The sequence below is a fragment of the Nonomuraea sp. NPDC051191 genome (assembly GCF_044455665.1).
Classification (GTDB): domain Bacteria; phylum Actinomycetota; class Actinomycetes; order Streptosporangiales; family Streptosporangiaceae; genus Nonomuraea.
On record NZ_JBITEZ010000017.1, the window covers coordinates 88925 to 102438 of the forward strand.

The following is a 13514-nucleotide window of genomic DNA, read 5'->3' on the forward strand; positions in this document are numbered from 1 at the left end:
CACCAGCGACCCTCAGGAGGGGCCATGGAACAACGCGGGATCGAACTGGTCTCGGCCGGCGAAAGGTACGGCCGCCCGCGTGACCTGCTTTTCCTCTGGTCCGGGACGACGATGGGCATCTTCACCCTCGTCTACGGCATCACCATCGTGGCGGCGTTCCAGCTCAGCTTCACGCAGGCGGTCATCGCGATCGTCATCGGCAACCTGCTGTCCTTCCCGCTGGTCGGCCTGACCAGCCTGCAGGGCCCGGCCACCGGCACCTCCACCATGGCGGTCTCCAGGGCCGCCTACGGCCCCAAGGGCGCCCGTGCGCTCAGCTTCTTCGGCTGGCTGAACATGGTGGGCTTCGAGGCCGGCGGCATGGTGCTCATCACGTTCGCGGCGCTGTCGCTGCTGGAGCAGGCCGGGGTGAGCGACCAGGGGCTCGGCCTCAAGATCGTGGTCATCCTGGTGGCCGCGGCGATCCAGCTCGTGCTGCCGCTGATCGGGCACGCCGCGGTGATGAAGGCGCAGAAGTACTTCACCTGGGTGTTCGTCGTGCTGTTCGGCCTGATGGCGATCCTGATCGCGCCCAAGGTGCAGCTCGGTGGCGGCGGCGGGTCGGCGGACTTCGCCACGTTCACGATGGCGATCGCGATGATCATGTCGGCGGGCGGGCTGTCATGGGGGCCGCTGGGCGGCGACTACTCCCGCTACCTGCCGGCGAACTCCTCCAAGAAGGCGGTCTTCGGCTACGCGGCCCTCGGCGGGTTCGTCCCGTACGTGCTGCTGATGACGCTCGGGGCGGCCGTGGCGACCGTGGTCAAGGACAACACCGACCCGATCTCGGGGCTGCCGAGCGCGCTGCCGCAGTGGTTCGTGGTGCCGTACCTGCTGCTGGCGATCGTGTCGCTGTTCGCGGTCAACACCACCGACCTGTACTCCTCGGGGCTGAACCTGCAGGCGGCCGGGATCAAGGTCAAGCGCTGGGTGGCGGTCGTGGGCGACCTCGTGCTCTGCGTGATCATCACGTTCGTGGCGGTGACCTCGAACAACTTCAACACCATGCTCAACAACTTCCTCGCGCTGCTGATCATCTGGCTGGCGCCCTGGGCCGGGGTCTACCTCACCGACTGGCTGCGCAGGAGGGGACGCTACGACGCCGAGGCGCTGTTCGACGAGCAGGCGCCCGGCCAGGTCCGGTGGCCGGCGATCATCGCGCAGGTCCTGGGCATGGTGGCGGCGGCCCTGTGGATCAACTCGGCCGTCTTCGTCGGGCCGCTGTCGGAGGCGACCGGCGGCAGCGACTTCAGCATCTTCGCGGGCTTCCTGGTGGCGGGCGCGGCGTACGCGCTGCTCGTGCCCCGGCCCGCCGTACGGACTGTGGAGGCATGATGGACCGCGACCTGCTGGACGTGGCGTACGGGCGGCGGCCCGCGGACACGATCATCACGGGCGGCACGCTCGTCAACGTGCTGACCGGCGAGCTCTATCCGGCCGAGATCGGCATCGTGGGCGGCCGGATCGCCGCCGTCGAGCCGGTGCTGGAGCGCGGCCCGGACACCGAGATCATCGACGCCCAGGGCGGTTACCTGGTGCCCGGCCTGATCGACGGGCACCTGCACATCGAGTGCAGCAAGCTGTCGGTCACCAGCTTCGCCGACCTGGTGGTGCCGTTCGGCACGACGAGCGTGGTGTCGGGGCTGGACCAGATCCTCGTGGCCGAGGGACTGCCGGGCGTACGGCGTTTCCTGGACGAGTCGGCGGCGACCGGCATGCGAATCTGGTGGGGTGCACCCGCCAAGGCGCCCTACACCGTGCCGGAGTCGACCGTCGGGCACCCGTTCGGCCCGGCTGAGCACAGGATCGCCCACGAATGGCCGGAATGTGTGGGTATCTGGGAGACCGTCCAGGAGATGGTGGAACACGCCGATCCCGCCGTCATGGAGGCCCTCGACCTGGCCCGGGAGCGGCGGCTGCCGGTGTTCGGCTGCGCGCCGCTGTCCGACCCGCGCCGGATCAGCGGGCTGGCGGCCGCCGGGGTGCGGCTGGACCACGAGTCGTACTCGCACGAGGAGATGCTGGAGAAGCTGCGCCGCGGCATGTACGGCATCATCCGCGAGTCGTCCGTCGCCCACTTCCTCGACGAGAACATCAAGGCCGTGGCCCTGGCCGGCTCCCGCAGGCTGGCGTTCTGCACCGACGACGTGCACGCCGCCGACGTGCTGGCGGGCGGGCACATGGACAAGCTCGTCCGGATGGCGATCGCGGCGGGGGTCGACCCGGTGACGGCGATCCAGATGGCCACGGTGAACTGCGCGGAGATGTACCGCATCGACCACCTGGTGGGCAGCCTGTCCCCTGGCCGGTTCGCGGACGTGCTGATCGTGGACTCGCTGGAGGACTTCCGGGTCCGCGAGGTGATCGCCAAGGGCGTGCCCGCCGCCAGGGACGGCCGGATGGTCACGCCGACGCCCGCCCCCGAGCGCGGCCCGGTGCGGCCGTTCCCGATCGAGCCGGTCACCGCCGACGACCTGGTGCTGCGGGCCGAGGGCGACCAGGCGACCGTGCTGACCCTGGGGTTCACCGAGCAGGTCTTCGTCCGCCGGCGGCGTGACGTGACGCTGCCGGTGGCCGACGGCGTCGTGGAGCCGTCCGTGGAGCAGGACGCCCTGCTCGTCACGGTCGTCGAGCGCTACGGCAAGACCGGCAACAAGCCGGTCGCCATGGTCAGCGGCATGGGCCTGCGGGCCGGCGCGATCGCCACCAGCGCCGCCCCCGACGACAACAACATCATCTGCGTGGGCGCCTCCCGCGAGGACATGGCGCTGGCCGTCAACACCGTCGCCGAGCAGGGCGGCGGCCAGGCCGTGGTGGTGGACGGCGAGGTGCGGGCGCTGCTGCCGCTGCCGGTCGGCGGCATCGTCTCCGACCTGCCCGCCGCCGAGATGGCGGTGCTGGAGGAGCGGCTGGACGACCTGGCCCGCGAGCTGGGCTGCACGCTGCCGGCGCCGCTGATGTACCTGTTCTTCCTGTCGATCACCGCGATCCCCGACTACGCCGTCACCGACCTCGGGCTGGTCGACTGCGTACGGCTCGAGGTCGTCGACCCCATCCTCACGGAGGTTTGATCATGAAGGACTTCATCGCCGGGCTGCCCAAGTGCGAGCTGCACCTGCACATCGAGGGCACGCTGGAGCCCGAGCTCAAGTTCGACCTGGCCCGCCGGAACGGTCTCGCGCTGCCCTACGCCTCGGTCGAGGAGATGCGGGCCGCCTACTCCTTCGACGACCTGCCGTCCTTCCTCAAGGTCTACTACGAGGGCATGCAGGTGCTGCGCACCGAGCCCGACTTCTACGATCTGGCCATGGCCTACCTGCGCAAGGCCGCCGAGCAGAACGTGCGCTACGCCGAGATCTTCTTCGACCCGCAGGCGCACACCTCGCGCGGGGTGCCGTTCGACGTGGTGATCCGGGGCCTGCGGCGGGCGCTGATCGACGCCGACCGGCAGCTCGGGGTGCGGGCCCAGCTCATCATGTGCTTCCTGCGCGACTTCCAGGCCGAGTACGCGATGGCGACCCTGCTGGAGTCGCTGCCGTACAAGGAGTGGATCGTCGGCATCGGCCTGGACTCCGACGAGAAGGGCAACCCGCCGGCCAAGTTCGCCGCCGTGTACGAGCGGGCCCGGCAGGAGGGCTACCTGCTGACCATGCACTGCGACGTCGACCAGGACAACTCGATCGAGCACATCCGCCAGGCGATCGAGGAGATCGGCGTCGACCGCGTCGACCACGGCGTCAACATCCTGGAGGACCAGCGGCTGGTCGACCTGGTGCTGGCCCGCGGCATCGGCCTGACCTGCTGCCCGATCTCCAACGGGTACGTCACCGACTCCATGAAGTCCGAGGGCATCCGCAAGCTCATGGAGCTCGGCGTGCGGGTGACGGTCAACTCCGACGACCCGGCGTACTTCGACGGGTACGTGAGCGAGAACCTGGTGGCGCTCCAGGGCGAGCTGCAGCTGACCCGGGAGGAGCTGGCCCAGCTGGAGCGCAACGCGTTCGAGATCACCTGGCTGCCGCGCCACCTGAAGGACGCCTACCTGGCCGAGATCGACGGCTACCTCGCCTGACAAAATCCCCCGGCGGGGCGGGCTTAGAACCCCGCTGGAGGGGCAGGCTGTCTGGTCGCAGGCGTGAGCCGCAGCCAAGCGCGAGGGATTTGTTGAACAGGACCGCTGTTCCGGCCGGAGTCGACGAGTTCGAACGGGCGCTGGCACGGAGTGTCGTCGTCGCCGCCCGCGCGATGCCCGACTCTCCGCTGGTCAGCGTGACGTTGTGCACCGAGCGTGGCATCCGCTCGGCGGCGTGCGCGCATGCCCGCGCCAGGGTGCTCGACGGCCTGCAGTCGTCGGCCGGGCGGGGGCCGAGCTTCGACGCGATCGAGACCGGCCGTCCGGTCACGGCGGCCGGTCTCGCGGCCGACGAGACCCGCTGGGGAGCCTTCTGCCCGGTGCCGCACGGGGTCCGCAGCCTGCACGCCGAGCCGCTGATCTCCCAGGGACGGCTGCTGGGCACGCTGAACCTCTACTCGGCCGGCGTAAACGGCTTCGCCGCCCGCACGCACGCGGCGGCCGAGGTGGGCGCCGCGCTGGTCGGCGTGCTGTTCGACGTGGCGATCGACGCGGCCCGCACGCGGGAGGTGGCGGCGCAGCTCAAGGAGGCACTCGGCACGCGCCCGGTCATCGACCAGGCCCTCGGGATCGTCATGGCGCAGCGCCGCTGCACCGCGCACCAGGCGTTCGAGATCCTGCGCAACGTCTCCCAGGACCGCAACCTCAAGGTGCACCACGTCGCGGCGACGATCGTGCGGTCGGTGAGCGGCGGGCCGCCGCAGCGGCCCCGGTTCGACGATCCGCCGCCTCCCGGCGACCAGGGACACCCGGCATAATCACCGCATGCCCTCCTTTCTCGCGCACGACGGGACCGAGCTGGCCTACCACGTACACGGGACGGGCGAGCCGCTGGTGTGCCTGCCTGGCGGCCCGGGCCGCGCCTCCCGCTACCTCGGCGACCTCGGCGGCCTGCCCCGGCGGCTGATTCTGCTGGACGGCCGGGGCACCGGCGACTCGGCGATCCCGTCCGACCCCGGGACGTACCGGTGGGACCGGCTGGCCGAGGACGTCGAGGCGCTGCGGGAGCATCTGGGACTGGCCCGGATGGACCTGCTGGCCCACTCGGCGGGCGCGAACGTGGCCGTCCGGTACGCCGGGCTGCATCCGGCCCGCGTGAGATCCCTGTGCCTGGTCACGCCCTCGTCGGTCGCCGTGGGCCTCCCGCCGACGGAGGAGGACTGGCAGGCCGGTCTGGACCTGCGCAAGGACGAGCCGTGGCACCCCGCCGCCCTGGCCGCCTTCCTGGCCGACGAGGGCGTGGAACGCCACCGCTTCTTCTACGGCCCCTGGACCGAGCAGACGGCCGCGCACGCGGCCGGTGCCGAGGAGGAGTGCCCCGAGGCCGCGGCGGACGGCTTCTACGCGCCGTCCCCGGTGACGCCCGAGGAGGTCAGGGCCGGGCTGGACACGCTGGACGCGCCGGCGCTGCTGCTGACCGGCGACCTGGACGCCCACCCCTGCCGCCTGTCCGCGCCGGCCTTCGCCGCCCTGTTCCGCGACGCCACCCCGGTGACGCTGCCCGGCGCCGGGCACTTCCCATGGGTGGACGACCCGGCCGCGTTCGTCTCCGCGGTGTCCGGCTTCCTGGACAAGGTGGCCTGACGCGCAGGGCATGATGGGGGTGGACGCCGGGACAGGAAGGACTCACCACGTGCGGCAGGAACTCGCGTTGACCAACGGGCAGGCCGCCGGGGTGCGCGGCGCGCTGGCCGGCAACCTGCGCGGCACACGGCTGGCCCGCGGGTTCAGCGTCCGCGAGCTGGCCGAGCTGACCGGGGTGAGCAAGGCGCTGATCTCGCAGATCGAGCGCGGGGTGGCCAATCCGACGATCGAGGTGCTGACGCGGCTGGCGGCGGCGCTGGAGCTGACGTTCGCCGAGCTGACCCGCACCCACCTGCCCGAGCCCGAGGTGCTGCGCAGGGGCGAGGGCATGCCGGTCACCGTGGGCGACACGACCGTGCGCAGCCTGTTCGCCACGGCCGACCGGCGGCGGTTCGAGCTGGCCGAGGGCGATCTGCCGCCGCTGACGCGCAGCGCCAGGAGCGCCCACGGGCACGGGTCCGTGGAGCACGCCTACGTGGTGTCCGGCGAGGTGACGGTCGAGAGCGACACGTGGTCGGTGCGGCTGGCCGAGGGTGACGCCGTCCGGTTCGGGGCCGAGGTCGACCACGTCTACGCCACCGGCGAGCGCGGCTGCCGGGTGCTCACGCTGATCTCCTACGACTAGCCGGGCCAGCGGCTGCTTCCGTCGGGCACGCTGGCCAGCAGTTCGCGGGTGTAGGGGTGCGCGGGGGCGTCCAGCACCCGGTCCACGTCGCCGGTCTCGACGCACTCGCCGGCCCGCAGCACGTACAGGCGGTCGGCGAGCTGGCGGACGACGGCCAGGTCGTGGGTGATGAACAGCAGGCCCATGCCCAGGCGTTCCCTGAGCCCGGCGAGCAGGGTGAGCACCTGCGCCTGCACGGAGACGTCCAGCGCGGAGACGGGCTCGTCGCAGACCAGCAGGCGGGGCTCGCCGGCCACGGCGCGGGCGATGGCCACGCGCTGCCGCTCGCCGCCCGACAGGCCGGCCGGGCGCTTGCGGGCGAGTGCGGGGTCGAGGCCCACCAGGCGCAGCAGCGCGCCGACGTCCGTGGGGCGTCCCTCGGCGGCGAGGGCCTCCTTGAGCGTCGCCCCGACGGTACGCGCCGGGTTGAGCGTCGAGTACGGGTCCTGGAAGATCATCTGCGTGGTCCGGCGGGCCTGGCGCACGGCCTGGCGGGACATGCGGGCGTGGTCGGAGCAGTCGAGCCCGTCGAGGGTGATGACGCCCGCGTCGGGGCGTTCCAGGCCGGTGACGCAGCGGGCCAGCGTGGTCTTGCCCGACCCAGACTCGCCGACGACGGCCACGACCTCGCCCGGCGCCACGGTCAGGTCCACGCCCGCCAGGGCCGGACGCGACCCGCCCGCGTAGGTCTTGCGCAGGCCCGCGACCTCCAGCAGGGGCTTGGCGGCGGTGCGCGGCGGCGACGGCACGCCCTGCGGGGGCGGCGGCGCGGCGGGCAGCGCGGCGGCCCGTACGCAGGCCGACAGGCGCGCCTGCCCGCCCGGCACGGCGACCAGGCCGGGCACGCCCGTCCGGCACTCCTCCACCGCGTACGCGCACCGGTCCGCGAACCCGCAACGCCCGGCGACCGCGTCGTGGGCCGGCACCGAGCCCGGCACGGACGGGATGACCGGCAGCCGCCGGTCGGCGGGCGGCTCGGCGGCCAGCAGCGCCCGCGTGTACGGATGCCGCTGCTCCTGCCGCAGCTCGGCGGCCCGCCCGACCTCCATGACCCGGCCCGCGTACATGACCACGACCCGGTCGCACATCGAGAAGGCCAGGCGCAGGTCGTGGGTGATGAGCAGGAACGTCATGTCCCGTTCGCGCTGGATGCGGCGGATGAGGGCGAGGACCTCCCGCTGCGTGGTGGCGTCGAGGGCGGTGGTCGGCTCGTCGGCCAGCAGGATGCGCGGTGCGGCGGCCAGCGCGCAGGCCAGGCCCACCCGCTGCCGCATGCCGCCCGAGAGCTGGAACGGGTACCGTCCGGCCACCTCGCCGGGCAGCCCCACCTCGGCCAGCAGCCTCGGCACCTCGGTCTTGGGGTCGGCGCCCTCGGGCAGGCCGTCGGCGATCTGCTTCCCGGCCCGGCGCAGCGGGTTGAGCAGCGTGAACGGGTCCTGCATGAGCAGCGAGACCGTGCCGCCGCGCTGCCGTCGCCTGGCCTTGGGGTCGTCGTCGACCCGCCGCCCGTCGATCTCGACCAGGCCGGTGGACTCCAGGCCGGCGGGCAGCAGCCCGAGCAGCGCCCGCACGGTCAGCGACTTGCCCGAGCCGGACTCGCCCACGATCGCCACCGACTCACCGGCCGCGACCTCGAAGGACACCTGCGACAGCAGCGTACGGCCGGTGTCCGGCTGCCGTACGGTCAGGTCCGCGACCCGCAGCATGGTCACCGAGCCCTCCGCTCGAAGCGTTCGTGCAGCCAGTCGCCCACCAGGTTGAGCGCCGCGGCGGTGACGATCACCGCCAGGCCGGGCGCGATGACCGCCCACGGGTTGGCCAGGAGCTGGGTGCGGTTGTCGGCCAGCGTGCGCCCCCAGTCGGGCGAGCCGGCGGGCACGCCCAGCCCGAGGAACGACAACGACGACAGCGACACCAGGGCGAAGGCGAAGTTCAGGAAGGCCGAGGCCAGGCTGACGGGGACGATGTTCGGCCAGATGTGCCGGGTCATGATCCGCCAGGACGACAGGTTCTTGAGCAGCGCCGCCTCGACGTAGGGCCGGTGCCGCTGCTCCAGGACCGCGCCGCGCACCACCCGCGTGTCGGTGGGCGCGAACAGCACGACCAGCACGGCGACGGCCAGGCCGTAGCCGCCGCCGAGCACGCCCGCCACGACGATGGCGACCAGCAGCGCGGGCAGCGAGAACATCAGGTCGGCCCAGCGCATGACCAGGGTGTCCGTCCAGCCGCCGAAGTAGCCGGCGGCCAGGCCGAGCAGGTTGCCGATCAGCATGGCTCCGGCCGCCACGGCGAACGCCCCCGGCACGGCGGTGCGCGCGCCCGCGACCAGCAGGCTCAGCACGTCGCGGCCGAGGTCGTCGGTGCCGAGCGGGTGGCCGGGGCCCGGCATGGAGATGCCGGTCATCAGGTCCTGGGCGGTGGCGCCGGGGACCAGCCAGGGGGCGAACGCGGCGGCGGCCACGACGAGCACGAGCACGGCCAGGGCCAGCGGCACCGCGAGCGGGAACCGGGGGACGAGGGCCCGCCTCCGCGTGCGGCCCGGCGCGGTCATGACGCACCCCCGCCGAGCCGTACGCGGGGGTCGGCCACCGAGTAGGCGACGTCCACCAGCAGGTTGACGGCGGCGATCAGCAAGGTGAGCAGCAGCGCGAGCGCCTGCACCACCGGCACGTCCTTGAACGTGACCGAGTCGACCAGCAGCGACCCCAGCCCCGGCAGCGCGAACGTGACCTCCACCAGCACGGTCCCGGCGAGCATGCCGGTGACGACGAGCCCGGCCGCGGTCAGGACGGGCACCAGCGAGTTGCGCATGGCGTAGCCGAGCACGACGGGCGCGCTCAGGCCGCGGGCGCGGGCGAAGACCACGTAGTCCTGGTCGAGCTCGCGCACGAGCGCGGCCCTGCTGAAGCGGAGCAACATCCCGGCCGCCCCCGCCGCGAGCGCGACGGCGGGCAGCGTCAGGTGCCACAGCTCGCTCGCGAACCCCTCCCCCGTGCCGTAGACGGGGAACCAGCCGAGCCCCAGCGCGAACACCACGAGCAGCAGCAGGCCGACCGCGAACGGCGGCGCGCTCAGCCCCACCACTCCGGCGGTCACCACCAGGCGGTCGCTGGCCCGGCCCTTGCGCAGCGCGCCCAGCACGCCCAGCGGCAGGCCGATCAGCGCGGCCAGGAGCGTGCCGTAGCCGGTCAGGACGAGCGTGCGCGGCAGGCGTTCGCCGAGCATGTCGGCGACGGGCTGCCCGGTCCTGATGGAGGTGCCGAGGTCGCCGCCGAGCACGCCGCCGAGCCAGCGCAGGTACTGGACGGCGACGGGGTCGTCGAGGTGGTAGCGGGCGCGCAGGGCGGCGATCGTCTCGGCGGTGGCCGGACGGGTGCCGAGCAGGGTCTGCTGGATGTCGCCCGGGGCCAGGTAGAGCAGGCCGAACACGCCCGCCGACAGCAGCAGCACGACGGCGGCGGTGCCCGCGGACCTGCGCAGCAGGAACCCGGCCCAGCCCATCACAACACCCCGCCCCCGGTCAGCCAGCCGATCACGCGCTGTGCCGCGTCCCTGCGGTGGGCGGGCTCGACCAGCTCGTGACCCTCCCGAGGGTAGAGGACCAGTTGAGTGCTCACGCCCGCCGCCGACCAGGCACGATAGAGCTGTTCCGCCTGTCCCGGAGGGGTGGTGCGGTCGCGCTCGCCGTGCAGGATCAGGGTCGGGGTGGCGGCCTTGGCGGCGTGGTGGACGGGTGAGCGGGCGGCCAAGCGCTCGCGTCCCTCGGCGGTGGCCGGGTCGGCCCCGGCGTGGTAGAGCGGGTCGAAGCCGCCCGCGAGGTTGCTGGCGGTCGAGAAGCTCAGCCAGTCACTCACGCCGGACATGACGACGGCGGCGCGGAAACGGTCCGTGCGGGTGACGGCCCAGGCGGTCAGGTAGCCGCCGTAGCTCAGGCCCATGATCGCGACGCGGTCCGGGTCGGCGACGCCGGTGGCGACCAGGTGGTCCACGCCGGCCAGCACGTCGTCGAGGTCCGCCTCGCCGGCCTGGCCGATGACCGCGCGGGCGTAGTCCTGGCCGCGGCCGCTGCTGCCCCTCGGGTTCGGCAGCAGGACGGCGGCGCCGGCGTGCGCGAGCGGCACGGCCAGCTGGTTGGACTCGGCGGGGGCGAACGAGCTGGACCACAACCAGGTGGGCCCGCCGTGCACCATGACGACCAACGGCCTGGGCCCGGCTCCGCGCTCAGGGGTGGTGTCTCCGTGCTCAGGGGTGGTGAGGAGCAGGCCGCTGACCGGGAGGCCGTCGCGGCCCGTCCAGGTGGTCTCCTCCTGGTGGACCGCCAGTTCGGCCAGCCCGGCGTTGAGCGCGGTGACCGGACGCCACTCGCCCTCCCCGAGGACGGCCACGGCGACCTCGGGGGGCAGCTCAGGGCTCTCCCAGCAGGCCGCGGCCACGATGCCGGCGCGGTCCACGGACAACGAGGGCTGGCCGTCGCGGCCGCCCAGCGTCCCGCGGGCCGTCCAGCGGCTCAGCACGCGGCCGTCGGCGGCGTCGAGCACCCCGCCGTGGACGCCGGTGCCCGACCAGCCGGTGAACCAGAGCGTCTGGTCGTCCAGCCAGCCGAGGTCGGTGACGTCGTCCAGCTCGCCCAGGTACGCCACCTCCCCCGTGACCAGGTCGGCGCGCAGGACGCGGCCCGAGACGATCGACAGCCCCTCGACCACCACGGCCGTCCGCCCGCCCGGGGCCAGCCGGGGCCGGCTGAGCTGCCAGGACGTGCGGTGCAACGTCCGCACCTCGCCGTCCTCGACCAGGTCGAGCCGGGGCCGGTAGTAGCCGGCGGGGGTCTCGTCCTCCGAGGTCACCGCGAGGGCGCGGCGGTCGCGCCAGTCGGCGTCCCACACGGTCAGGCCGGGCAGCACGATCTCGTGCGGACGGTCGTCGCCGAGCTCGAACCAGGCCAGGCGGCGCAGCCGTCCGCCCGGCGTGAGCACGAACGGGTCGGACTCGTCGGGCACGCGCAGGCCCAGGTGGCTGCCGTCGCGGTCGCTGCCGGGGTCGGCCAGCCGGACCAGGACGGTGCCGTCCTCGCCGGGGATCAGGTCCTCGATCTCGCCGTCCACGCGGGCCCGCCAGCCCTCGACGGCCAGCTCCGACGGGGACGGCGTGCGCAGCAACCGTCCGTCGGGGAGCCACCGGACCGGGCCCTGGCAGTCGCCCACGGCCTCCAGGACGCCGTCGAGCGTGACGACGTGCGCGACGCCGTCGATCACGCAGGCGACGCGGTCGCCGTCGGGGTGCAGCGACACCGACTCGGGATACCGCACCCCGGCCAGCGCCTGGTGCACGTCGAGGGGGTCGGTCGGTCGGGACGCAGCCTGCCGGGCGTCGAGGGGGTCGGTCGGTCGGGACGCGGCCGGGCGCGCGTCGGTGGGGTCGGTCATCAGCGTGCGGCCACCTTCGTCGCCCACGGGCCGACGAAGAAGTAGGGGCCGAAGCCCTCGGCGGCGACCGCCTTGCCGAACGCGGTGGCCGCCTCACCCCACCACAACGGCTGGTACGGCACGTCCGCCACCGCCCTGACCAGCGCCTGGCCGAGCAGTTTGCCCCGGGCGGCGTCGTCGGTGCCCGCCTTGGCCTGGTCCAGCAGGCCGGTCACCTCGGCGTTGTCGTACTCGGCGATGTTGGTGCCGTTCTCGCCGACGGCGCCGCCGTGCAGGAGCTGCTGGATGTACTCGGCGGGGTCGCCGGTGGTGGCGAAGTACCAGCCGAGGTAGATCCCGGAGGCGTGCTTGCCGAGGTCGGCGATCCACTGTTCGAGCGGCACCTCCTTGACCTCCAGCGTGATGCCGATGGTCTTGAGGTTCTCGGCCAGGGTGAGCGCCGCCCGGCCGAGCTGCGGGCCGCTGCTGGGGTACGTGAGCGTGTCGGCGAACCCCTGCGGCGTGGCCGACTTCGCCAGCTCGGCCTTGGCCTGGGCCAGGTCGAAGCCGTACTGGGGGATGGACGCGTACAGGGCGGTGACCGCGGCCTCGTCCAGCACGCCGCCCCACTGGGCCGGGTCCGGGACGGCGGTGGCGACCTTGCCGTGGCCGCGCAGCACGCTCTTGACGATGCCCTCCCGGTCCACGGCGTGGGCGACGGCCCGGCGCACGTGGACGTCGTCCCAGGGCTTCTTGGCCGTGTTGAAGGCCAGCGTGACCAGCGAACGGTCGCCCGCGGTCAGCACCTGGGCGCCGGGCACCGCCTTCCACTGGTCGATCTGCTCGGCGGGGACGTTGAGCGCGACGTCCACGTTGTCGCCGCGCATGGCCAGCAGCCGGGTGGACTCCTCGGGGATGAAGTCGATCCTGATCTGCCGGAAGGCGGGCTTGCCACCCCGGTAGGAGTCGTTGCGCTCCAGCGTGACGTGCGAGTCGGGGGCGAACTCGGCCACCTTGTACGGCCCCGTCCCCAGCAGCTTGCCCTCCGGCGTGCCGATGCGCTCGCCGGTGGCCTGGATGAACTTCTCGCTGGTCACCAGCAGCGTGCCGGGCGTGGGCACCCACGCGAACGCCGCGTCGGGGCTCTTGAGCTTGATCGTCACCTCGGCGTCGCCGGTCGCCTCGATCGAGTCCACGTTGGCGTAGGCGTAGGCGAAGGCGGTGGTCGAGCCCTTCTTCGCGTGCAGGTTCAGGCTGGCGACCACGTCGGCGGCGGTCAGCGGGCTGCCGTCGGAGAAGGTCACGCCGCCGCGCAGCTTGTAGACGTAGGTGGTGGCGTCCTTCCTGGCCCAGGACTCGGCCAGGGACGGCTGGAGGCTGCCGTCCGGGCCGACGCCGACCAGGGACTCCTGCACCAGCAGGGCGACGACGTAGTTCATGATGCCCGCCTCCTTGGCCGCGTCCAGCGAGCCGATGGAGGAGGGCAGGGCGACCCGCAGCACGTCGAGGCTCTTCTTGGCGCCCGTGCCCGTGCCCGTGCCTGTGCCGGCGGGCTCGGACGAACCACAGGCCGACAACAGGCCGGGCAGCACGGCGAGCGCCCCCGCGAAGGCGGCGGACCGCAGGACAGAACGCCGGGAAATAGGCAGATCGGTCACCGGGGGACCCTACTTTCACACGACCGGTTAACCCG

The 13514-nt window shown here is 73.1% G+C and carries 11 protein-coding genes; 6 read left to right on the forward strand and 5 right to left on the reverse strand.

The genetic code is table 11. From position 1 onward, the window contains the following. Positions 1 to 24 precede the first annotated feature (24 nt). From ACIA8R_RS40965 to ACIA8R_RS40990, 6 genes are all read left to right on the forward strand, one after another. Positions 25 to 1374 carry a cytosine permease gene (locus ACIA8R_RS40965; RefSeq protein WP_357694375.1) on the forward strand — a complete coding sequence of 450 codons (1350 nt, stop codon included), beginning with the start codon at positions 25 to 27 and terminating at the stop codon, positions 1372 to 1374. Beyond that, positions 1371 to 3110 (forward strand): adenine deaminase, encoded by a 1740-nt coding sequence (locus tag ACIA8R_RS40970; RefSeq protein ID WP_397042929.1) that lies wholly within the window; start codon positions 1371 to 1373, stop codon positions 3108 to 3110. The genes ACIA8R_RS40965 and ACIA8R_RS40970 overlap by 4 nt, the downstream gene beginning before the upstream one ends. Before the next feature lie 2 nt (positions 3111 to 3112). Beyond that, complete coding sequence (locus tag ACIA8R_RS40975) at positions 3113 to 4111, forward strand: adenosine deaminase (RefSeq protein ID WP_364094107.1); 999 nt, start codon at positions 3113 to 3115, stop codon at positions 4109 to 4111. Between the two features lie 92 nt (positions 4112 to 4203). After that, complete coding sequence (locus ACIA8R_RS40980; RefSeq protein WP_364094104.1) at positions 4204 to 4929, forward strand: GAF and ANTAR domain-containing protein; 726 nt, start codon at positions 4204 to 4206, stop codon at positions 4927 to 4929. Between the two features lie 7 nt (positions 4930 to 4936). Continuing rightward, a complete protein-coding gene (locus ACIA8R_RS40985; RefSeq protein ID WP_397042931.1) occupies positions 4937 to 5755 on the forward strand; it encodes an alpha/beta fold hydrolase in 819 nt (272 codons plus the stop codon). A 49-nt stretch (positions 5756 to 5804) separates the two neighbouring features. Continuing rightward, the gene (locus ACIA8R_RS40990; RefSeq protein ID WP_357694385.1) at positions 5805 to 6380 is read left to right on the forward strand and encodes an XRE family transcriptional regulator; all 576 of its coding nucleotides are present in this window, start codon (positions 5805 to 5807) and stop codon (positions 6378 to 6380) included. Here the strand turns inward: ACIA8R_RS40990 and ACIA8R_RS40995 are convergent. From ACIA8R_RS40995 to ACIA8R_RS41015, 5 genes are read right to left on the reverse strand one after another with little or no spacing between them, the layout of a single operon-like run. After that, on the reverse strand, positions 6377 to 8125 hold the full coding sequence (locus ACIA8R_RS40995) for an ABC transporter ATP-binding protein (protein WP_397043063.1): 1749 nt from the start codon (positions 8123 to 8125) through the stop codon (positions 6377 to 6379). The genes ACIA8R_RS40990 and ACIA8R_RS40995 overlap by 4 nt on opposite strands. Before the next feature lie 2 nt (positions 8126 to 8127). Next, positions 8128 to 8970 carry an ABC transporter permease gene (locus tag ACIA8R_RS41000; protein WP_397042933.1) on the reverse strand — a complete coding sequence of 281 codons (843 nt, stop codon included), beginning with the start codon at positions 8968 to 8970 and terminating at the stop codon, positions 8128 to 8130. Continuing rightward, positions 8967 to 9920, reverse strand: coding sequence for an ABC transporter permease (locus ACIA8R_RS41005; RefSeq protein WP_364094097.1), 954 nt, complete (start codon positions 9918 to 9920; stop codon positions 8967 to 8969). Before ACIA8R_RS41005 ends, ACIA8R_RS41000 begins: the two co-directional genes overlap by 4 nt. Next, positions 9920 to 11842, reverse strand: coding sequence for a prolyl oligopeptidase family serine peptidase (locus ACIA8R_RS41010; protein WP_397042936.1), 1923 nt, complete (start codon positions 11840 to 11842; stop codon positions 9920 to 9922). The genes ACIA8R_RS41005 and ACIA8R_RS41010 overlap by 1 nt, the downstream gene beginning before the upstream one ends. Next, on the reverse strand, positions 11842 to 13479 hold the full coding sequence (locus ACIA8R_RS41015; RefSeq protein WP_397042938.1) for an ABC transporter substrate-binding protein: 1638 nt from the start codon (positions 13477 to 13479) through the stop codon (positions 11842 to 11844). The genes ACIA8R_RS41010 and ACIA8R_RS41015 overlap by 1 nt, the downstream gene beginning before the upstream one ends. Positions 13480 to 13514 lie beyond the last annotated feature (35 nt).

Coding starts and splice junctions, on each gene's coding strand:
- ACIA8R_RS40965 (WP_357694375.1), top strand. CDS start 25: ATGGAACAACGCGGGATCGAACTGGTCTCGGCCGGCGAAAGGTACGGC.
- ACIA8R_RS40970 (WP_397042929.1), top strand. CDS start 1,371: ATGATGGACCGCGACCTGCTGGACGTGGCGTACGGGCGGCGGCCCGCG.
- ACIA8R_RS40975 (WP_364094107.1), top strand. CDS start 3,113: ATGAAGGACTTCATCGCCGGGCTGCCCAAGTGCGAGCTGCACCTGCAC.
- ACIA8R_RS40985 (WP_397042931.1), top strand. CDS start 4,937: ATGCCCTCCTTTCTCGCGCACGACGGGACCGAGCTGGCCTACCACGTA.
- ACIA8R_RS40995 (WP_397043063.1), bottom strand. CDS start 8,125: ATGCTGCGGGTCGCGGACCTGACCGTACGGCAGCCGGACACCGGCCGT.
- ACIA8R_RS41000 (WP_397042933.1), bottom strand. CDS start 8,970: ATGACCGCGCCGGGCCGCACGCGGAGGCGGGCCCTCGTCCCCCGGTTC.
- ACIA8R_RS41005 (WP_364094097.1), bottom strand. CDS start 9,920: ATGGGCTGGGCCGGGTTCCTGCTGCGCAGGTCCGCGGGCACCGCCGCC.
- ACIA8R_RS41010 (WP_397042936.1), bottom strand. CDS start 11,842: ATGACCGACCCCACCGACGCGCGCCCGGCCGCGTCCCGACCGACCGAC.